This is a genomic window from Paenibacillus chibensis (assembly GCF_004001045.1).
GTDB classification, from domain to species: Bacteria; Bacillota; Bacilli; order Paenibacillales; family Paenibacillaceae; genus Paenibacillus_AQ; species Paenibacillus_AQ chibensis.
In genome coordinates, this window is record NZ_BIMK01000010.1 from 49,191 (window position 1) to 70,573 (window position 21,383).

Below are 21,383 nucleotides of genomic sequence, written 5' to 3' on the forward strand. Positions count from 1 at the left end.
TGATGTCAGACCGTTACGGATTCCTCCGCCTTGGCGGCAAACCCGTTGGCTTTATGATTGAACCGTTTCCGGTAACCGCATTTCCGGCACAGCTCCTCCACCACTTCGCGGCGGGAAAAACCGTCGACGATGTTCGTCGCGCGCTCGCCTTCAATAATATTTTGAAAAGAGTCCTTGTGGATATTACCCAAATTGATGACGCCCTCACCGTCCAGGCAGCAAGGGATGACGGTCCCGTCCACCAGCACGCCCGCCTGATTGCGGAGTCCATGGCAGAATCCCGGCCCGAAATCTTCTTCGGCGTTCAACGCGGGCCATTCGAATTCATGATCCATATTGATGAAGATCCGCTCGGCGATTTTGATGCCTTTTCCGGGCTCGACCTTCTCGTCGATCCGATAATCCAATTGGAATTCCTCTTCGATGTATCCGAGTATTTCGCGGTTGCGGCTGCGTTCCAGGTTCGTTGCATTGTCCATATCCAGATTCCACAAACGCAGCGAGACGATCAAATCCGACTGAGCCACTGCTTCCCGGACGAAATTCAGCACCTTGGCAATATACAGATCCTTGTCCTGGGAGCCTTCGTGCCCGTCAAAGCTGTGCAGCGAAAAGTTCATCTGCCGGAGCGCAGGCTTGTTCATCAGCTTCGGTCCCGCTTTATGCAGCAGCGTTCCGTTGGATGTGATATTGACCTTGAACCCCTTCTCATGCGCGATATCCAGCAGTTGATCGATATGCGGATGCAGCAAAGGCTCGCCTTTGACATGAAAATAAATAAAGTCCGTAAACGGCTTGATTTCATCGAGGGTATGAGTAAATTGTTCAATCGTAATATAATTGGTCGCCCGGTGAGTCGGAGGGCAGAACGTGCAGGCCAGATTGCATCGGCTGGTCAGCTCGACGTAAAACTTTTTGAATCTTTTCATAGAGGTTGCTCCAGTCTGTTTTATCAGTCTATCCTTAGAAAATATTATAGTAGAAACCGGAGTACCGCAACCTATTCACCCGAATCAAGCGGAATCTCAGCAAAAATATGCCACAGATAGACATTTCCGCGCTTGTACGCATCATATGCTCTACTTAGGCTGCAGAAAGGAGCGTGAAGCAAACAATGATTCGGATCGGTGATCAGGAGGCCGTATTGGAAGTCGGCAGCTGGCCGGCTCTCTGGCAAAAAATCTATTTGTCCAAAAAAAACAGTCCAGCGCTTTACCGTTACGTCTCTCTCGGACATTTGAAATTCGAGCTGAAGCTCAGAACCGCCATCGTCGAAGCGGCCAAAGCCCTGCGACGAAGCGGTGTGCAGTTCGAAACCTTCGAGCGTTCGCACTGTAACGGGCAGTACTGGAATCTGAACAGCAAGGGCGGCTTTGAGTTGAGGCGCGATGTAACACCCGCGGAAGGGATCAGAGATATTTTCGCCAACGGGTCGCTGTACGGCTTCGAATGTGCGACGGCCATCGTCATCGTTTTATACAAGGGTGTGCTCGATTCGATACAGGAAACGGATTTCAACCGCATGTTCGCGGATTTGCTGCTGTACGACTGGCATTATGACAGCGATTTGCGCCTCATCGAAAAACAGGGGGCTCCCCAGTCGTTTCCGGGAGACGTGCTCTATTTCAAAAATCCGGACGTGAACCCCGAGCAGATCGAGTGGCAGGGGGAGAATACCGTCAAGCTTGAAGAGGACTTGTATTACGGACACGGCATCGGCATCGTATCCTCGCGGGAGATCATTTCGAAGCTGAACAGGCACCGCATACCCGGAAGCATGGTTTCCGCTTACTTGACTGACCAGGTGATCTATCCCGATTTTCTATACTTATCCCAATTTGAAGCAGGCAGCTCCGAAGTAAACCCTGAGGTCATGCAGCAAGCTTTTGCGGGTGACGGCGGCATTACATCTCAGATCGGGCGGAGACGCTATTTGCTCGCTTGACCCGATTAATTCTCTGGCTGGCGCTTTGTGCGGCAGCTTTTTTAAGGTGAATATCGAATCATGTCAAAAGATTGAGATGTTTTAGCTTATTTTGTAAACCTTTATAGACCATTTATCTAGGTCGATGTTATAATATGGTAGAATTAGTACATACTAAGGAGGCCTATTTTCCTATGTCGTGGTTGAAAAATCTTCCGCTGTCCCAAAGAGTGATCGCGGGGTGCTATCTGGTTGCCGCCTTATTCGCTTTGCCTGCCCTGGTTATTTTCATTGTCATCGGCAAGATCATCATCGGGGTGGTGTTTGTGGTTGTGCTTGCTGCTCTGACATTTCCTCTCGCCCGCTTTGTTGAGAGAACGCTTACATCCTCTTTCGAGAGTATCGCCAACGTAACTGCAGGCATTGCCAAAGGCGATTTCACCAATCGTGTGGATGAATCCGGCTCCATGGGCGATGTCAGCCGTTCGTTTAACAGCATGGTGGACAAGCTCAAGAAAATTTTGACCGATGCGTCCGGCATTACGCGCAAGGTTATCGAGGCGAGCCGCGGCATTGCCGACAAGAATCATGAGCTCAAGACGGTAATGGCTTCCGTTGCCTCCGCATCAAACGAGCTCGCGATCGGAGCGAACGAAATTTCCGAGGATGTCGCCGGCATGACCGAATCGATTCAGGATATCGAACTTAAGGTAGGCAATTACGCCCACTCCACCAAGGAAATGAAGAAGCAATCGGAGCTGACGCTGAGCTTTGTGGAAAAAGGACGCCAATCGGTTGAAAAGCAGGCGGAAGGCATGCGGAAAAACGTCGAGGCGACGGAAAATGTCGCAAAGACCATCGACGCGCTTTCCAAAAATGCTTACGGCATCAACAAGATCACAAAAACCATTTCCGAGCTGGCCGAGCAAACGAACCTGCTGTCTTTGAACGCATCCATCGAGGCGGCGAGAGCCGGCGAACATGGACGGGGCTTTGCCGTCGTCGCTCAGGAAGTCCGCAAGCTGGCTGAAGAATCCACGTCTTCTACGCAGGAAGTGTTCGGACTCGTGAAGAGCATCGAGCTCGGCATTCATCAAGCCATCGAAAATATCAAGGTCAACGAGGAAGTCGTACGTCTTCAAAACGAGATGATCCGCGAAGCGGAGCAAATCTTCTCGCATATTGTGGAAAGCGTCCAGTACATAACCGAGCAGATTATCTCCTTCTCCAATGAAAGCGATCTGATGCTGGAGAGCGCCCAGAAAATATCCGGCGCCATTCAAAATATTTCGGCGATTACCGAGGAATCCTCCGCAGGTACGGAGCAGGTATCCGCGTCCATGAACGAGCAGATGCGTTCCATCGAGGCTGTCGTCGAAGAAACAGAGGCAATGCGGCAAGCGGTATTCCAGCTGCAAAAGACCATTCAAATCTTCAAGTTCTAACTCTTTTGACATGGAATCCGCTATCTTCAGTCCTTTGTCGTATTGAACCCTTCCAGCATCCGTTATATGATGGATAGACATGTAGTATAGATGAACGAAAGTTCCCCGGAGCTTTCGTTCATTTTATATCAACAGGATTCTGGAGGTATGGAAGAATGACTTCCCATCAACAACGTATGGACCCGAGGGTCGTACGGACACAGCGGCTGCTCAAGAACGCCCTTTTCGCCTTATTGGAAGAACGCGGATATGATCAGGTGACCGTGCAGGACATTGCAGACCGGGCAACCGTCAAGCGCGCGACCTTTTATCTGCATTACAATGATAAACAGGATCTCATCCATCAATGCATTGCGGATTTGCTGGATGAATTAAGAGAATCCATCCAAAATCAGCAGGAGGACACGCTGCATTTTGATTATCTCGGCGGCCAAGCGCATCCGATCTTCATCCGGATGTTCAAGCATGTCGGCGAGCGCTTCCTGCAGTACCAGGCCCTGCTGGTCAACAACCGGATTCCAGCCTTCACCGCCGGGCTTCTGACGGTCCTGCATAACTTTATCTCGGAAGGCATCAACATGACGGAGCCCGATGACGCCAACCTTTCTGCCAAACGGGATGTGGTCATCAAGTACGTGGAATCGGCATTCCTGGAGCTCATCATCTGGTGGGTCGAAAATCAAATGCCGTATCCCGAAGAAGAGATGGCCGAAATGCTGATGAATCTCTCCATCATGGGGCCTTACCGTGTCCGGCCCTATGAGAAAGCGACGCAATAACCATGAAATGATCAACTTACTTTCACGAAAAGACGAATTTTAGCAAAAACCTCCCTGAACGGATCCGCATCCGTTAGGGAGGTTTTTGATTCTGCATATTTCGCAGTAGAACTCTAGCAGCTTGTTTTTACAGAGCGGTCCATCCGCCGTCAATGACCAGCTCGGCTCCCGTCATGAAGCGGGACTCGTCCGAAGCCAGGAAAACCACGCCGTAAGCCACGTCTTCAGGCTTGCCAAAGTAAGGAAGCTGCGTGAACGTTTTATAATAAGGCGTTGCATCCTTGAAGCTTGGAGCCGTCATTGGCGTTTCAATAATGCCTGGATGCACGGTATTCACACGGACGCAATCCTTCGCGAACTCAACCGCCGCACCTTTGGTAATGGCGCGAAGCGCTCCTTTGGCTGCGGTATAGGCGCTCGATCCCGCCATGCCCACAATGCCGCCGATCGAAGAAATATTGATGACGGAACCGGAGCCGTTCTTTTGCATTTCAGGAATAGCGTATTTCATGCCCAGCATGCAGCCGTTGAGGTTGATATCCAGCACTTTGTTCCACTGCTCCATTTCCAGGTTGGCAATGGTCATCGTCGTGGATACGCCCGCGTTATTTACCAGAATGTCAATCTTGCCATAACGCTTCACGGTATCTTCCACAATTTGCTTCCACTCTTCCTCGGACGCAACGTTATGCTTGATGCCAATGGCGTCGCCGCCTGCTGCTTGAATCTCGGAAACGACCTCGTTCAGAGCCTCTTCCTTAAGGTCGGTTGCAACCACTTTCGCTCCTTCGCTCGCGAAAAGTTTAGCTTCTGCGGCCCCCATACCGTTCGCCGCACCAGTAATAATAGCTACTTTACCTGTCAAACGTCCCATACTTCCTCTTCCTCTCTATGCGATAGTTCATGTTCGTTGTAATTGATTACAGTGAAAGTATACACCCATTCGTCTAGTTTGTGAAGTATTATACATCATGTCATTTAAGTATCTCCGAATCAGGTGACGAGCTTCATTGCAGATAGGCTTCCTCCACCCATTGACACCACTGTGTATATTGATCTTGATGCATCCGGGTAATACTATTTGCCCGGACACGCCGATGATAATAGCAGCCGTCTGCGAAAAATGGCTTGCCGGTTTGGAGAATCCTGATGATCATCAGCATGTCTTCATAGAGACGTCCTGCTGCGGGGTCATCCGTCCGCCATCCGCCTAAACTCCGCAGCCTTTCTGTACGGAAGAGGCGCGGAGCCAGCGGAACACCGGAGACCAGCATTTGCTTCATATTGATCTCCTCCGGGTAGATATGCTTCTCTCTAAGGGATACATGAGCTGCTTGATCCTGTCTCCACACCGTATGGTTTGCATAGACAAGCACGGTGTCTTTCTCCACGGATTGCAGCTTATGCGCCATTTCCTCCACGCAAACCGGGTCCAGCCAGTCGTCTGCATCCAGCTCCAGCAGCCATGGCGCGCGCGCAAGCGGTAACGCCGCATTGAGCGCAGCTGCCTTGCCCCGATTGGACTCGATTCGGACAACCTGAATGCGGAGAGGATCTTCTTCCGCCCATTTGTTCATCATCCGCGGCGATTCGTCCGTTGAACCGTCGTCTACCAGGATCAGCTGCCATTCGCTGGCGGTTTGTCTTTGTATGCTTTTCACGGCCCATGGGATATAATCCGCGGCGTTATACGCCGCCAGCACGATGGTCAGCTCAGGAATTGCCTTTTCCGTAAGGGAAGCTGGAACGTTGCCTGCAGGGCAAACTAGGGGAGCAAGCTTGGCCCACTCCTCCGCTTTTCGCTTCCAGTCCTTCGATTTCCGGTTCGAAGGGCTCCAGTGCGGTACAGCAACCGTTCTTCCCCGAGCGATTAACGACAGCTTATGCATAAGCTCCCATTCAACCAACCAGTCAAAAGGCAGCTCCCCCGTTTCCGGAAACGTCAATTTCCCTTCCCGTATCAAGCCTATATTCCAGAGGACAGGTCCCGGCTCACCAGGACGGAACTTGGCTTGCAAGCTGCCGCTGTCTTCAGCGGTTCGAAGATGCATCCAGGCTAATCCAGCGGATTCTATTTCCCCTATTAAGCCATCCAAGCTCGCCATAAATCCAGGTAAAATTATGCTTCCTGCGCGGATGGTCATGCAAAACACATCTTCCGTAACCGCAATGATTTCATTGATCGTTCGAATATGTCCGGCGGGAACCGGAATGGTCTCGATCTCCTTCATTTCAACCGCGATGGATTCCAACGTTTCCCGTTCCCCGGTTCCGTGATCCGCTCCCAGTACGAAAATCTTCACGACGCTTCCCCTTTCCAGTCTGGTCTATCATGTTTCCGTTTCCCTAAAGGATTCATTGAAGGGAAGCATGCCGATGTAATGTATATGATTTCAGCTCCAAATCGTTGCGCACAAAAAAACCGCCACGGCGGCGGTTTCTCTATCATGCGATGATTTTATTCCTTCAGTCATGTTTTTCGAGCCAAACATCCTTAAAATCAATCCAGCCCAGAGCATTCAGGCTAATCCCCCGGACAAACGGATGCAAGAACGTATTTAACAGGCGGTGATAAAGGAAAATAACGGAGGCTTCATCCCGGAGATACTGTTCAATTTCGCGCAATTTCACCCGTCTTGTTTCGATGAGGTCGGCGCTTAACGCTTCATCGATTCGGTCCTTGATCCAGCTCATCCGTTCCTTGTCCAGGTATTTCTTTAGAACGCTGCTCTTATGCTCATAGGTCTCGATTTCGCATACTTCATCCTCTGCCAGCACAATGCTGGAGAAGGTCAAATCAGCATCTTTCCAGGCACTTTGATCCAGCAATTCTGTCCGGATTCCCCATTCCGCGAGGCGATTGCCGATCCACTCGGCGTCTTCTCTGTATTTATCGTAAATTGCCATACGAATCACCTGGCCGTCATAAGCCGCTTCCTTCAAGGCCGTCCGGACTCGTTCCGGACGAAGGGGATTAATAACACGCTTGCTGCTTACATCGGGCCGGAAACCAATCGCCGGCAGAATACGAGCACCTCCCAGCTCCTCAATCATCTCGCCGGGATGGATTATCATGCGCACGGCTCTGCGGAAGGCTTCGGACTGCTGGGCACCCGGCACGTTCAAATTCCATAACAGCATGGTGCATGCCTGCCGCAGTTTCCCTGAGGCTTCCTGAACCTCCCCGCCTCCAAGCTGTTCTTTGTCCCTAATATGGTCCCAGGTATGTAAAACGCCGGGATATCCAACGCTCTCCGGATCGCAATCCTCCGGCATGATCACAATATCCACGCCGTCCAGATAAGGTCTGCCTTCATGGTAGCTGCTGTGAGCCGCAAGTTCTATCCGGTGCTCCGAAAATGACACGATCCGGAACGGCCCCGTACCGATCGGAAACTTCCAGAACTCACTTTCTTCGAGACCCGCCAGCTCAAAAGGAAGAATGGAGGCGCCGACGGAGCACATATACCGGTCGAAAATCCGGTTCGGTCTGCGGAGCCTTATCCGTACCACCCGCGGTCCAATTGCTTCTAGGCTCGCCACTTCACGCAGAAGCCATTCGTTCAGGGTACCGCTGCGGAGCCGCTCAAAGCTGTACACCACATCCCGGCTCGTCAGCTCCTGGCCGTTATGAAACCGGATGCCTTTTCGCAGGTAAAACGTCCATTCCGTCGCGTCTTTATCCGAATTCCAATGATGGGCGATGCCCGGCACGATCCGTTCAAGCTGTTCGTCGAAGGATAACAGCCGGTCGAAAATCTGCCGCTGCAGATGCGAGTCAAACGCATAATTCGCTTCCGCGGGATCGAGCGTCCTCGGGGGATGGAGAACGGGGAAAATCAAGGTATCGCTCGGCATGCCTTCGCTGCCTTCTTCTTTTTTATAGCCGAAGTGCCCGTTCAGCCAGTCAAGGAACCTTTCCTTGGCAAGCGTGCCGCTGCCATAATTGCTCAGCATGTCAAAAGCCTGCTTATAATCGCCGTTTCGGGCAAGCCCTACAGACTGATGGAGCAGAAAGTCCTCCTTATCTGCCTTGAACAACATTTGCGAGTAATTTCCTCTCCCTCTTCCCGGTAACCACTCGACCAGTTGCTCCTCCACAAGCTTTTTCAGGATTAGCTTGGCATTCCGGACGGTGCAGAAGAGCGCTGCCGACAATTCCTCCAACGTCACTTCGACTGCTTTACCGCTCTCCCGGCCATCCGCAAAACGGTTGTAAAGAATCAGATATTGTTCATTCAAAAGCATTCGCCGCCTACCCTCCTTAGATCGCTTTCGCACGTAAAAGGGGAAAATCATTTTCGCAAGTATACACTTTTTAGACCCTTTTGAATAGATCATAATTGGAAACAAATAGAGACGAAGTGGAGGAAATGAAATGCTGGAACATTATACGTTTGAAAAGCTGCTGGAATACGAACAGGCTGATCGCCATAATGCCATAAAAATCAAAAGGGAACAGGAAAAACACCTGGTGCATCAATTAAACAAGAAACAAAGCGTTCAAGAAAAATGGTATGTCATTCCGCTGAGATTATTCCGCAGGACGTTTCGACGCCAAAGATATCGAACCTGAGCAGGCTTGGATTACACGGCGATCGGATCAGACCGTCATGAAAACAGCCAGGATATCCGTATCCTGGCTGTTGCTTTGAAGCTTATGGATTTGGGGCGTCGGACATCGGCTTAACGCCGACCGTAATGCCTGTATCATCCGGGTCCTGCAGATATATGTCCGAAATAGCCCATCTCTCATAGATAGGGTCATCGTCCTTCTCGACGATGATTAAAGCTTTGCCGGTGGCGATCGTTTGGGTCTGGGCAATCAGGGGATAGTCGAAAGTGATTTGCACTTTTCCCGCTGTCAGCGTTTTGGACGTCAGCTTATCCACGGGTCCCATATGCGGACTGGAGCCTCCCGTGACCCAAAAATCATCCTCGAATTCGGCTTTGGTTGACTTCTGCATTGCAGGCGTCATGACCGCATACTGCAGCGGCCCGCTTCGTCGCTGAACCCCGCGAATCCAGGTCCGGACCGCCTCTTCAGGCGTTTCCGCTTCAAGCCCATTCAGATAACCGTTAACCTGATGGGATAAATGGGAGGCTTCAGGCAGGGACACATAGATGTTATTGTCCTTGTACGTCACTTCCCCTTTTAGCGTCTCTACGATCTCTCGCAGAGAAACCATGGACGTTCCATTCTCGACCTTTAGCTTAAAATAAGAGCTTGCATATCCGGCCTTGTTAATATAAATTCCCGGGCCGGACGTTAAGGCTAATGCGGTGCCTGATATCAGCATAAACGCAGAGCAAGCGGCAATCATAATCTTGAATCTTTTTTTCATCGCATAATCTCCTAACGGAACTGTCTGTTATTTATTTACAATTCCATTTTAGTAGATTTGCCCATCCGTAGGGTTACAAGCGGGTTACGTTTTGGTTTAAAAATCCACATGATTGGCTTCCGAGGCGTCCATCCGAACCGTAAACGCAACACACGCTCCACCCTCCTGCCTGTTCATGGCTTGTATGCTGCCTCCGTGCTTTTCCGCAATGACCTTTGCCGTATACAAGCCCAAACCGGATTGCCCTTTGTCGCCCTTGTAAAACTTGTCAAATAGCCGGGGGAGCTCCCGCGCCTTGAATCCCGGACCGTTATCGCAAACTTCGAATTCCAGATACTTCGCCTGCCTTTTCACGCATACCCCCAGCCATCCCCCTGTGCCGGGCAGATACCGCAAGCTGTTCGATATCAGGTTGTCGAGCACTTGGCCGACTCTTTGAACGTCGATGTATACGTCCGAAGAACCATCAGGCGATAAATCCTCATAGCGAAAATCGCATTCTGTTCGGTGGGCGGAACACATATAGCGTATTTCCCGCTCTTTGTCCTGCAAAAATGCATGCAGCCGAACCCGCTCGACCCGCAATGGAAAATACTCCATATCCTTTTCCGAAGCGATCTGCACGTCCTGAATGAGACGGTTCACGCGCTGGATGTTGTCCTCGATAACCTTGAGATGAGCTTCGGCCTTGTCCCGTGTCAATTCCGGTGCGTCGGCCAGCAGCTCGACATTCCCCTGGATCACCGTCATCGGCGTCCGAAAATCATGGGCAATGGCATCCATCATGTCCCTCCGTTCCTGTTCGAGCTTCCATTCCCTCAGCAAGGAATCCTTGAGTTCACTGCGCATATTTTCAAACGATTCCGTCAGCAGTCCCAGCTCGTTGTCCGCCATATAACGGATCGTAAAATCGAGATCCCTGTCGCGGATGCGCCGCGAGGCTTCGATCAGCTCATGCACCGGGCGGGCGATCCGTTTGCCGGTTTTGGCCGCAAACAGGTACGTGAACAGCGCAATATACAGAAACGGCGACACAATAAAGATCAGGATGATCAACAGTTGAATCCAATTGAATCCGGTTTGGTTTTTGCCGGAGACTTCCAGCTTATACTGAAGCAAAACGGCACCCTTCAAATCTCCCGCGTATGAGGTCACAGGAACGATTTTGATGAATCTCCCGCCAAAGCCAAACGAGGCATCCGCCGAAACGGTTTTGTTCAGTGTATCGATCAATGCGGTTCTGTTCCCGATTATCCGTCCGGGTAACGTCCCGTACAAAGGCACGCCATCCAAATCCGCCACCTGATATCGGATGCCTTCGGACGGGATTCTATTCTCAAGCCCCTGCCTTGCTTCAGGCTTCATGATGTCTGCATGCTGTATCCGGATATATTTCGCAATTTCCGGAAGCTGGTTTTCATATGCATTGGCCGGCTGGATCCAGCTGCTGTTCGACAACCACCAGACGCCGCAACCGATCGTCACGATGGAACAGAGCAAGCTGAGCAGCATAATCCAGACAAATGTCAGCATCAGCTGTCTTTTTAACGGGAGCCGTTCAATACGTCCGATCTTTCCCATTTGTAGCCAACCCCCCATACCGTTGCAATGTAGCTGTTCACGGGATCCACATGGACCAGCTTGGCACGAATTTTCTTGATATGCTCTGTCACCGTGCTAATATCGCCGCTGGCTTCGAGTCCCCAGATCCGGTCATAAATTTGCTCTTTGGAAAATACCTGGCCCGGATGCAGCGCAAGCAGCTCCACGATATCAAATTCCTTGGCTGTCAGCGGAACGGCGGCATGCTGAAGCAGCACTTCGCGTCCTTTCAGGTCGATGCGCAGCAAGCCGTAACGTAGGAGCGACCGGACTGCGGCGCCTTCTATTTTCCGCCGGCTCCCCCTCAAATGTGCGCCAACCCGGGCTTTGAGCTCGCGCAGGCTGAAGGGCTTCGTAATATAATCATCACCGCCGATGGACAAGCCTTGAATGCGGTCAGCCTCCGTCTGTCTTGCGCTGACGAACAGGATGGGACAGCTGACCTCGTCCCGGATCATCTGGCACAGCTCGAAGCCGTTTATGCCCGGCATCATGACATCAAGGATAATCAAGTCTGGCGAACGGGACAGCATATTCAGGGCCGAAGCCCCGTCAGAAGCCGTAATCACCTCATACCCTTCGGCTGTCATCGCCTGCTCAATCAGCGATACAATGTCGGCCTCATCATCCACGATCATTATCTTTTCTTGCATCTTCCACACTCCCGCAATCCGGGCATTACTTCACCCAATTTCTACGATTCCACCACCACATTGTAACGGCAAAACCAGGAATCATACAAACCATCACCGGTAAAATGAACGGGTGAGCGTAACTTCCCGCCATCCATTGAAAAATCGTCGAGATGCCGAACAGCAAAAAGCTGAACGTATTCGAAAGGTACATGGAACCGACCGCAACGGCAACCCAGCCGAGATAGCAGATGATCGGGCTTGGCAGTATGGTGCAAACGAGTCCTGTCAGACTCAGCTGCGCCAGCAGGATCAATAGGAATAGCCCGTATGATTCAAGACAATACATCATCGCCTCTAGCTTATGATAAGATCGTTCCGGATTTAAAAATACGACTTCGTCTACACTCGGCTTAAACATATGGCCGACAATCTCTCCGGCGGCAAAAGTAACCAAGAGAAAGATCCCCATCATGAACGCCAAGTTGATCCATTTCGCCGCAAACATCCGCATCACTGAAACCGGTCTGATCAGTACCAGTCGAAGCTGTCCTGCATGATACTCGCCGTTAAAGCTGTCGATCATCAGGATCGGACCGATAATGAGCACCAGAAAAAAGGACACTTCTTTTAACAGGAACAACGGAAAGTTCTGCGCGGTAAGCGGTACCGTCGAGACATTATCGAAGGCCCCCAGGGTTTGCATCAGCAGAAACATACAATCCAATAAAACGATACCAACGAAGAGCAGCAGGCTGACCATAGTTTTTTTGCGTTTCCACATCCGCTGCCAGTCGCTTTGCAATAGCTGCCACATTAGCTTTTCCTCCTTATATCCAACGATCCGATTTGGTGAAGATCAGGCACGAAGCTCCCATGAACACGGCCGTATACACGGCAATTACGCCTGACATCCATGTGCCTGCATGCAAGGGCTTCAGCCCCTGTGCGTCGGACATCATAACCGCGATGCCGCTGAACTGGATTTCCGACAGCGACAGATATTTCAGCATGGAGGGCAGCCCCAAACCAAACGATCGGTTCGACAATTCGAATATGAGCGGGTATCCCAGCGAGCACAGCAGAAATCCCATGCCAAGGCCGATCGCAGCCGTCGAAGAACGCGAGATGACGCCGATGCCGATAAATACGGAAGCCATACCGATGATGCTCGCATACGCCATGCCATAGTAACTCAGCGTATAAAGGATCATGTCTCTGTTTGACACCACATGGTCGTAATAGAACAGAACTTGCTCCGGTGATGACTTGAAAAATAATGCACCCGCGATGACGGCCGCGATCAAATAGAAGATGAAAAACAAAGCCATCATGAGCGCGAACGCGAGCCATTTGGCCCAGAACAGCTGCGCGCTGCTGTATGCCCTGAGCATGATCATCCGAAGCTGGCCCGAACGGTATTCCTCCGTAAATGACAGCGTCAGCAAAATGAGCGCGAGCACGTTAAACACGATGATCAGCTGCTCGATCATGGCCATCACCGGAAAGTTCTCCGCCGTCGTATGCTCCGGACTCCCCATAGGAATCGCCGCATTATGACCCAAATAGTATTTGGCCGTGGCCACGATGATCAGCGGGATGGCAGCCAGAAACAGCCAGAAGATTTTCCGCTTCAAAAGCCGTTCCCATTCACTATGCAGAAGCGCCATCATGAGGTCATCATCTCCACGAAATGATCCTCCAGGCTGATGCTGCCGGCGATTTGCTGCCATTGTTCCTGCGTACCCTGCCATACCAGCTTCCCCTCTTTGATGATGACAAAACGGCTGCATATCCGTTGGAGTTCATCGAGCAGATGACTGGACACGAAAAAGGTAATCCCATGCTTCGCATTCAGCTCCAGAATCAGATTCCGAAGCTCCCGGATTCCCATCGGGTCCAGACCGTTGGCAGGTTCATCCAATATAATCAGCTTCGGATTTCCGAGAAGGGCCTGGGCAATGCCAAGGCGCTGCTTCATGCCGAGCGAGTAGGTTTTGACTTTGTCCTTGCCTCGCGCCTCCAATCCCACGATCCGGAGCACCTCGTCAACGCGCGGCGCCCGCTGCTCCTTGGGAATATTGGCGTGCAGCTTGACCAGGTTAAGAAGATTATCCTGTCCCGACATATACGGGAAAAAGATCGGTGATTCCACGATGGCTCCTACCTGAGCAAGAGCCTTCATCCGGTCCCTCTGCACGTCAAAGCCTTCAATCCGGATGTTCCCGTCTTCCGGCCGGATCAAGCCGGTTATCATGCGGATCAGCGTCGTTTTGCCCGCACCGTTCGGACCGACGAAACCGCAGACATCCCCCTGTAAAATATCGAATGACATGTCGTCCACAAGCGTGCGCCGTCCGGCTTTTTTCGTAATATGCTCGATTTCCAGTACTTTCATGTTCCACCCCCTCCTGCTATTCAGCTTAGAAGGCAATTCTAAAGATTTTATAACGTCCCTGAATTTTTTTATTAAAATCATGTTCATCTGCGGAAAAATATTCTATAATACAATCAAAATCATTTCATATATCAAAACATCGTTTCATCTGTCGAAACAATTTTTATGAAGGAGTGAATAACTCGATGCCAATGAATTTTCATGATCCCGATAATCGGACTTCTTACACGACTCGCCAAGCGGATGATGCCTGGTTGAAGCTGCTAGCCGAGCAGGTGGATGTGCACGGAAAACATGCGGCTGATATCGGCTGTGGCGGAGGCATTTACACGCTTGCCTTGCTGGAACTTGGCGTGAAGCATGTTGCAGGAGTAGACTTTTCAGCCGAAATGCTGAAGGGGGCGAAGGCTCACATGGACGGTCGATATACCGATCAGGTGACCTGGATTCAAGGAAATGCATACCAGCTTCCACTGTCGTCAAAAAGCTATGATCTTGTACTGGAGCGGGCCTTGATTCATCATCTGCAGGATTTGCCGGCATGTTTCCGGGAAGCGCGCCGGATTCTAAAGCCTGGCGGAACCTTAGTTATACAGGACCGTACTCCCGAGGACAGTCTGCTGCCCGGCTCCGAGACGAATATCCGCGGTTTCTTTTTCGAGAAATATCCGCATCTCGCCAAGACCGAGATTTCCCGCAGGCACAGCTCCGAGCAGGTGATCTCAGCGCTGCAGACTGCCGGATTCCATGACATCCGGGAACTGAAGCTATGGGAAACCCGCGCTGTTTATAGCAGTACGGATGCGTTATTCGAGGACTTGCGCTCCCGCACCGGACGGTCCATCTTGCATGAGTGCACGGACGCAGAACTGGAAGAGCTGGTTTCGTACATCTCCGCCAAAATGAAAGGATCCCACCCGATCATCGAGAAGGATCCATGGACTTTGTGGCTGGCTAAGGCATAATGTGAAGGTTGTTGTTTCACGCTATACGCCTTGATTATTTCGATGGCATTTCATCTTCAAAAGGAAACTGGAGTTTCTCGCACGACATGTCGATTTAAACAAAAAGACGGAAGCCCGCATTCTCGCGGTACTCCGTCTTTTCCCCTGTATTTCTTATCCTTCTTCTTTTACGGCTTCAACACCACTTTAATGCAGTGATCGTCCTTGTCGTCGAATATCCGGTAAGCTCGCTCCGCCTCGGATATCGGCAGCCGGTGCGTAATCATGTCGGTTACATCGATTTCGCCGGATTGCACCCATTTGAACAGCTCCGGCATGTAGTGGATCACGGGTGCCTGCCCCATTTTCACGGTGATGTTGCGCTCGAATAAATGCCCGAAAGGAAACATGTTGTACGTTAATCCGTACACGCCTACGACCGAAATTGTGCCGAATTTGCGGACAATGTTCGCCGCCATTTCGAAAGCCCCGAGCGACCCACCTTGAAGCTTCAATGTCGTTTCGATCTTCTCCATCGGCGTCCGTTTGGCATCCAGGCCCACGCAGTCAATCACAACATCCGCTCCGCCTTTGGTAAGCTCGAGTAAGTGTTTGTCCAAATCTTCGATCGCTTCGAAATTATAGGTTTCAACATGATTATGTTTTTTCGCATGCTCCAGTCTGTAATCGATGCTGTCGACGGCGATCACGCGTTTGGCGCCTTTTTTCCAGGCGAATTTCTGTGCCAGCAGACCCACGGGGCCGCAGCCGAGAATCACAACCGTATCGCCCTTTTTCACGCCCGCATGATCGACGCCCCAGAAAGCCGTGGGCATAATGTCCGAGAGAAAGAGGATTTGCTCATCCTCCAGTTCCGCCTCTTTGGGAACGACAAAAGGCATGAAATTTCCGTAAGGAACGCGAAGCAGCTCTGCTTGTCCGCCCATGAATCCGCCGTATGAGTCCGAATATCCTAAATACCCGCCGGTATCCCGGTTATCGTTGGAATTATCGCATTGACTCTCCATGTGATTCTGGCAGAAAAAGCATTGTCCGCAGGAAACGTTAAACGGGATGATGACCCGGTCTCCTTTTTTCACGCGCGTGACATCCGGCCCCACCTCTTCGACTATGCCCATCGGCTCGTGGCCGATTACATAATCGTCGTACATGCCCGGAATCAAGCCATGGTAAATATGAAGATCCGACCCGCAGATGGCAGTGGTAGTAATTCTCACCAAAATGTCATCCTTGTTTTCAAGGCCGGGATCCCGGACCTCCTTAACCTCGACTTTTTTGCGCCCTTGATACGTGACAGCCTTCATTCTTATTTCCTCCAAGACTTTTTTCTTAGTTTGTCCGGAGGAAATCATAAACATTTATACCGCCATCCATGTCGATGCCGATCAGGACGATTTCCTTTATGCTTTCCCCCCATAATGCCTCCCTTTTCATCCGAATCCCGTTTTCCAAGTCTAGAACCGTGTTGTTATTCCTCCGGAATAAAAATCCATAATATGGTATAATTGAGTTGCGTATTCCTTATCACCCTATCATCGAGAACTGGGTTAACATCTTCATATTCATGTCAGGGGGAACGAAAAAGATGAAGAAATATATGGCGGTTTTTTGTTTTATTCTTTCATTAGTTACAGCGGGTTGTTCGAATAAAGAAATACATGATACGGTTGAAGCATTCTCTGTTGAAGTTTATTCTGATACCTCCAATAATGAAGACCTACCGGTGAAAATTGCCTATAAAAAAGTTAATTCTATAACTTATGTAGAAAAGTCAAATAATCTAGAAAAATATAAGTTGTATTCATTAGAAGATTATTTCGATATGGATGATAAATTTATTGAAAGTATAATCATCTATTCAGAACTCGAAAAGAATCTGTTAACTCCCGGACTTGAAAAACCAATTGAAAACAAAAAGAAGTTGAATGAGCCAATAACAATACTTGCTCCTAGACTTAAAGATGGTTACGGAGAATTGATGAATCTAACACAAGTACAGTCTCAACAGGTAAGAGAACACATTTTAGAATTTGTTCAAACGCTAAATAAATAGAGGGCAAGTAACATATTGGGGGGGCAGCCAAAATCCATGATCTGATGCAGGGCATATCCATAAAAAAAGACGGAAATCCGCATCAATACGGTCCTCCGTCTTTTCCTGTTTCTTCATTTCATTTTCTAGGCTTGTCCAAATGACCGAAAGGAAACATTCACATTTCCTCCATGGCACTTTTCCTAAGTGTGCCCGGAGGAAATTATAAACATTTACACCGCCATCCATGGCAGCGGATTATGGATTTGCGACCAGTCCAAGTCCATCTCGGCGGCGGTGAGAAGACAGGCGTCCAGCATTTCCTCAATGACAGCCGGGTCCATGTGAATGCCGATCAGAACGATCTCATTCATCCGGTCACCCCAGACTGCGTCCCATTTATGCCGCAATTCGGGTTCCGCGTCCAGCACGGCCTGCTGTTCTTCTTCCGGCATGGCTGCCAGCCAGTATCCTGCCGGACCAAACTGGATGGATGGCCCCGCCTGACTGAAGCTTGCCGCGACATCATCCTTGACTGCCAGCCAGACCAAGCCCTTAGCCCGGACAACCTCTTCCGGCCAATCGGTCAATAAATCCGACAGTCGACCCGGATGGAAGGGAACCCTTTTCCGGTAAACGAAGGAGCTGATGCCGTATTCTTCGGTTTCAGGCGTGTGCGTTTCTTTTTCCAGCTCTTGAATCCAGCCGGCAGACATGCTAGCTTTTTCAAAATCAAACAGCCCTGTGTTCAGGATGGCAGAAGGTTCAACCTGGCCCTTCACGATCCTGATGCACTTCGCAGACGGCTGAAGCTTGCGGAGCAGCCCCTCAAGCCGGTTCAGCTCCGTTTCGTCCACCAGGTCGCATTTGTTCAACAGCAGAACGTCGCAGGTTTCGATCTGTTCGACGAGTAGGTCCACCACATCCCGTTCATCATTCTCTCCTGCAGCTTCCGCACGGTCGAGAAGCGTATCTCCGGAGGCAAAATCCTTCCAGAACCGGAATGCGTCAACCACGGTCACCATGCAGTCCAGGCGGGCAAACTTGGTGAGATCGATGCCGGTTTCCTCATCGACGTAGCTGAAAGTCTGAGCGACAGGTATCGGCTCGGAAATCCCCGTCGATTCGATCAGAATATAATCGAACCTTCCTTCCTCCGCGAGCTTTTTTACTTCCTCAAGCAGATCGTCCCTCAGCGTGCAGCAAATGCAGCCATTGGACATTTCCACGAGCCTTTCTTCGGTGCGGGATAAGCTGGTGCCCGACTGAACTAATGCGGCATCCACGTTGATTTCGCTCATGTCGTTGACGATCACGGCGACCTTGAGCCCTTCGCGGTTGTTCAGGACATGGTTCAGGACGGTCGTTTTACCTGCACCGAGATAGCCGCTCAGTACGGTTACAGGTATTCTTTTATCGCTCATGTATGTTGTTCCTCCGATATCAATGAATATTATTACAGATTAAGCGCTTGTTCTGACCTCAGAACATTATTCCTCAAGTGCTTTCTTCAGCGCATCCAGATTGGAGCGCATGATTGCGATATAATCCTGATGATTATCCTGTTCTTCCTGGGTCAGCCCTTCAAGCGGGTTCAATACGTCCGTCTTTGCTCCGACCTCTTTGGCGATCGTTTCGGCTACGCTCGAGGAGACCAGCGTCTCGAAGAAGATCGTCTTGACCTGATGTTCTTTCGCAAACTTGATGACGTCGGTCATGGCTGCAGCAGAGGGCTCCTGTTCAGGAGAAAGCCCGGCGATCGGAACCTGCGTCAAACCATACGTATGGGCCAAATAGCCGAAAGCGGCGTGCTGCGTAACGAAATCCTTGCGTTTGGTACCGGCGAGCTCTTTCTGGTAATCCGCATCAAGCTGCTCCAGCTTGGCAACATAAGCGTCAGCGTTTTTCGTGAATTCGGCTTGATGCTGCGGCGCCTTGGCGACAAGCGCCTTTTCAATGCTGCGGACCTCCTCAATGGCGAGCTTGGGAGACAACCAAACATGAGGGTCCAAACTTCCGTGATCATGTCCCTCGTGGTCTTTGGCATCGGCATGCTCTTCTTCTTCATCGACGCCTTCCATTAACTCCAAACCTTTGCTGGCTTCGACAAGACTCAGGTTCGCATTATCCGAACCTTTGGCAACCTGATCCACCCAGATTTCCATGCCTGCACCGTTATACACCAGGACATCCGCTTTGGCAATCTTTGCGATATCCTGCGGTGTCGGCTCCCAATCATGAGGCTCCACGCCAGAGGGAATCAACAAATGCACATCCGCCAAGTCCCCGGCTACCTGCCGTGTAAATTCATACATCGGATAGAAGCTGGCTTCCACCTGAAGCTTGCCATTCGCCGCCGTCGCAGCCGGAACCCTACCGCCATCTGGCTCGGCTTCTTTCTTCGGACCGCAGCCTGCCGCCGTAACGGCAAGAGCGGAGATCATTAGTAAGGATAATAACGGAATCCATTTTTTCATGGTTAATAACTCCTTTTATGAATGGTTTGGTTCGATTGACGTTTACGGGACTGCGGCACTCCGGAAGCAGAGACATCTCCTGCTTTCCATATGCCGAGCATTTTCGCTGCGCGCTGAATGGCAATCCCGCCTAATAAGAACACAAGCAAAATAAGGGCAATGGTGCCTCCCGGCGGTGTATCCGTATAATAAGAAGCGGTCAAACCGCTGAATACCCCAGTCATCCCCGCGATGACTGCCAGCAGGGCAGCTGAAGCAAACCCGCGGGCGAAGCGAAGCGCCAGGGCCGAAGGCAGCACGATTAACGAAGAAACAAGCAGTACGCCGACAATGGGCATGGCTGCGGCCACAATCATGCCTGTCATGACCGCAAAAGCAAACGACATAAGCTTGACAGGAACACCGCTTACCGCCGCCGTATCTTCTTCGAAAGTCATTGCATAGAGCGGCCGCCGGAGGAGCACGAAAAATGCAAGCCCGATCAGCGTTACAGCTGCAATAATGATCAGCTGTGTTCGGCTGACTGCCACGATCGAGCCGAACAAATAAGAGCTGAAGCTTTTGCTCAAGCTGGCTTTCATGCTCATCAGCACCATCGCAAGCGCAAGACCCGAGGTCATGATGATCGCTACCGGAACCTCACTGTATGTCTTGTAGGTTCTTCGGAGCTGCTCGATCAAAAGCCCCCCTAGAATGGCAAACAGAAAGCCGGAGAGAACCGGCTCCACATGAATGACCGTCCCGAGCGCGACGCCGGCCATCGAGACATGCGACAGTGTATCGGACATGAAGGACTGCCGCCGTAAAACCAGGTAAATGCCAAGGATCGGCGCGATCAGCGCAATCAGGCCTCCGGCCAGAAAAGCACGCTGCATAAACTCATATTGAAACATGCTCGCACGCTTCCTTCCCTTCGAGGTAAATCACACGATCCAGATACGGTTCAGCCTCATGCAGATTATGCGTCACCATGACAACCGACCTCCCTTGGGATTTGACCGTCCCGTGCAACCACTGGTATAACGAAGCACGGTTCGCCGCGTCCATGCCGGTAACCGGTTCATCGAGAACCAGCAGGTCCGGCTGCTGCGCCATAGCCCTTGCAATGCATACCCGCTGTTTCTGCCCCCCGGACAGCTCGCCGATCTTTCGATCCCGCAGTTCCCATAGACCGACCTCTTTCAAAACCTCCTCTACCAGCGCATGCTGGCGAGAATGAAAGGGACGAAAAAGACCGAGCCCCGGATAACAACCCGATTTGACGAGTTCGATCACTTTGCTGGGAAAGCCGGGGTTAAAAGAGGCTACTTGCTGGGGAACATATGCGACAGAGCCTCTTTTCATATCTGCGGACCAATGGACCGTGCCGCTCCAAGGCTTGGCAATCCCAAGCAGCAGCTTGAGCAGCGTGGTTTTGGCCGCTCCGTTCGGTCCGCTGATGGCGATGAACTCCCCTTTATGAAAATCCGCCGAAAAATCGCGGATGACGGGCTCTTGATCGTAGCCGAATACAATATTGCGCATGGTACATAACGGCATATGTATCCTCCTCGTGATTATTAGTAATCATTACGATTAATAAAACGCAAAAAAAATAAATGACTTCTTCTCAGCGCTTTGTCGATCCTTAACAATCCCCTCGCTTAATCGTAATATTTACGTTTAATAGTCATTAAACCATAAAGTGACCAAGTTGGCAAGTTAATCGTAATAATTACTATTAATTGTATGATTCTATGCTTGCCTCTATGCCTGGAATTTGATATGATGACTGACGACCGTTC

Annotated in this window: 20 protein-coding genes; 5 read left to right on the forward strand and 15 right to left on the reverse strand. The window is 50.7% G+C overall.

The annotated features are described in order from the left end of the window. Positions 1–5: 5 nt before the first annotated feature. Positions 6–929: a radical SAM/SPASM domain-containing protein gene (locus PCH05_RS10090; protein ID WP_127602259.1), complete on the reverse strand. Its 924-nt coding sequence runs from the start codon at positions 927–929 to the stop codon at positions 6–8. A 185-nt stretch (positions 930–1,114) separates the two neighbouring features. On the opposite strand from PCH05_RS10090, the gene PCH05_RS10095 reads away from it, so the two are divergent. The 3 genes from PCH05_RS10095 to PCH05_RS10105 all read left to right on the forward strand — a co-directional run bounded on the left by PCH05_RS10095 (position 1,115) and on the right by PCH05_RS10105 (position 4,148). Beyond that, the gene (locus PCH05_RS10095; protein WP_127602260.1) at positions 1,115–1,945 is read left to right on the forward strand and encodes a protein-glutamine gamma-glutamyltransferase; all 831 of its coding nucleotides are present in this window, start codon (positions 1,115–1,117) and stop codon (positions 1,943–1,945) included. A 173-nt stretch (positions 1,946–2,118) separates the two neighbouring features. After that, a complete protein-coding gene (locus PCH05_RS10100) occupies positions 2,119–3,369 on the forward strand; it encodes a methyl-accepting chemotaxis protein (protein ID WP_127602261.1) in 1,251 nt (416 codons plus the stop codon). Between the two features lie 155 nt (positions 3,370–3,524). Next, positions 3,525–4,148, forward strand: a complete 624-nt coding sequence (locus tag PCH05_RS10105) for a TetR/AcrR family transcriptional regulator (protein ID WP_127602262.1) — start codon at positions 3,525–3,527, stop codon at positions 4,146–4,148. Positions 4,149–4,275: 127 nt separating this feature from the next. Here PCH05_RS10105 and PCH05_RS10110 read toward each other — a convergent pair whose 3' ends face one another. From PCH05_RS10110 to PCH05_RS10150, 9 genes are all read right to left on the reverse strand, one after another. Continuing rightward, complete coding sequence (locus tag PCH05_RS10110; protein ID WP_127602263.1) at positions 4,276–5,022, reverse strand: SDR family NAD(P)-dependent oxidoreductase; 747 nt, start codon at positions 5,020–5,022, stop codon at positions 4,276–4,278. Positions 5,023–5,155: 133 nt separating this feature from the next. Continuing rightward, a complete protein-coding gene (locus tag PCH05_RS10115) occupies positions 5,156–6,451 on the reverse strand; it encodes a glycosyltransferase family 2 protein (protein WP_127602264.1) in 1,296 nt (431 codons plus the stop codon). A 163-nt stretch (positions 6,452–6,614) separates the two neighbouring features. After that, positions 6,615–8,396, reverse strand: a complete 1,782-nt coding sequence (locus PCH05_RS10120; RefSeq protein WP_164766608.1) for an SgrR family transcriptional regulator — start codon at positions 8,394–8,396, stop codon at positions 6,615–6,617. A 410-nt stretch (positions 8,397–8,806) separates the two neighbouring features. Next, positions 8,807–9,493, reverse strand: a complete 687-nt coding sequence (locus PCH05_RS10125) for a hypothetical protein (protein WP_127602266.1) — start codon at positions 9,491–9,493, stop codon at positions 8,807–8,809. Between the two features lie 96 nt (positions 9,494–9,589). Next, entirely contained in the window at positions 9,590–11,074 is a 1,485-nt protein-coding gene (locus PCH05_RS10130; protein ID WP_164766609.1) for a sensor histidine kinase, read from the reverse strand. After that, positions 11,038–11,748, reverse strand: a complete 711-nt coding sequence (locus PCH05_RS10135; RefSeq protein WP_127602268.1) for a response regulator transcription factor — start codon at positions 11,746–11,748, stop codon at positions 11,038–11,040. The genes PCH05_RS10130 and PCH05_RS10135 overlap by 37 nt, the downstream gene beginning before the upstream one ends. A gap of 25 nt (positions 11,749–11,773) precedes the next feature. Next, the gene (locus PCH05_RS10140; protein ID WP_127602269.1) at positions 11,774–12,544 is read right to left on the reverse strand and encodes an ABC transporter permease; all 771 of its coding nucleotides are present in this window, start codon (positions 12,542–12,544) and stop codon (positions 11,774–11,776) included. 13 nt (positions 12,545–12,557) lie between these two features. Continuing rightward, positions 12,558–13,460, reverse strand: coding sequence for an ABC transporter permease (locus tag PCH05_RS10145; RefSeq protein WP_164766610.1), 903 nt, complete (start codon positions 13,458–13,460; stop codon positions 12,558–12,560). After that, positions 13,397–14,125, reverse strand: coding sequence for an ABC transporter ATP-binding protein (locus tag PCH05_RS10150; RefSeq protein ID WP_127602271.1), 729 nt, complete (start codon positions 14,123–14,125; stop codon positions 13,397–13,399). Before PCH05_RS10150 ends, PCH05_RS10145 begins: the two co-directional genes overlap by 64 nt. Positions 14,126–14,310: 185 nt before the next feature. On the opposite strand from PCH05_RS10150, the gene PCH05_RS10155 reads away from it, so the two are divergent. After that, positions 14,311–15,090 carry a class I SAM-dependent methyltransferase gene (locus PCH05_RS10155; RefSeq protein WP_127602272.1) on the forward strand — a complete coding sequence of 260 codons (780 nt, stop codon included), beginning with the start codon at positions 14,311–14,313 and terminating at the stop codon, positions 15,088–15,090. A gap of 167 nt (positions 15,091–15,257) precedes the next feature. Here the strand turns inward: PCH05_RS10155 and PCH05_RS10160 are convergent, their stop codons facing one another. Further along, on the reverse strand, positions 15,258–16,394 hold the full coding sequence (locus PCH05_RS10160; RefSeq protein WP_127602273.1) for a zinc-dependent alcohol dehydrogenase: 1,137 nt from the start codon (positions 16,392–16,394) through the stop codon (positions 15,258–15,260). 281 nt (positions 16,395–16,675) lie between these two features. Between PCH05_RS10160 and PCH05_RS10165 the strand changes: the two genes are divergently transcribed. Next, the gene (locus tag PCH05_RS10165; RefSeq protein ID WP_127602274.1) at positions 16,676–17,143 is read left to right on the forward strand and encodes a hypothetical protein; all 468 of its coding nucleotides are present in this window, start codon (positions 16,676–16,678) and stop codon (positions 17,141–17,143) included. Between the two features lie 212 nt (positions 17,144–17,355). Here the strand turns inward: PCH05_RS10165 and PCH05_RS10170 are convergent, their stop codons facing one another. The 4 genes from PCH05_RS10170 to PCH05_RS10185 all read right to left on the reverse strand — a co-directional run bounded on the left by PCH05_RS10170 (position 17,356) and on the right by PCH05_RS10185 (position 21,138). Further along, positions 17,356–18,546 (reverse strand): GTP-binding protein, encoded by a 1,191-nt coding sequence (locus PCH05_RS10170; protein WP_127602275.1) that lies wholly within the window; start codon positions 18,544–18,546, stop codon positions 17,356–17,358. Between the two features lie 66 nt (positions 18,547–18,612). Next, on the reverse strand, positions 18,613–19,599 hold the full coding sequence (locus PCH05_RS10175; RefSeq protein WP_127602276.1) for a metal ABC transporter substrate-binding protein: 987 nt from the start codon (positions 19,597–19,599) through the stop codon (positions 18,613–18,615). Between the two features lie 2 nt (positions 19,600–19,601). Next, positions 19,602–20,492, reverse strand: coding sequence for a metal ABC transporter permease (locus PCH05_RS10180; protein WP_127602277.1), 891 nt, complete (start codon positions 20,490–20,492; stop codon positions 19,602–19,604). Continuing rightward, positions 20,479–21,138 carry a metal ABC transporter ATP-binding protein gene (locus PCH05_RS10185; protein ID WP_127602278.1) on the reverse strand — a complete coding sequence of 220 codons (660 nt, stop codon included), beginning with the start codon at positions 21,136–21,138 and terminating at the stop codon, positions 20,479–20,481. The genes PCH05_RS10180 and PCH05_RS10185 overlap by 14 nt, the downstream gene beginning before the upstream one ends. Positions 21,139–21,383 lie beyond the last annotated feature (245 nt).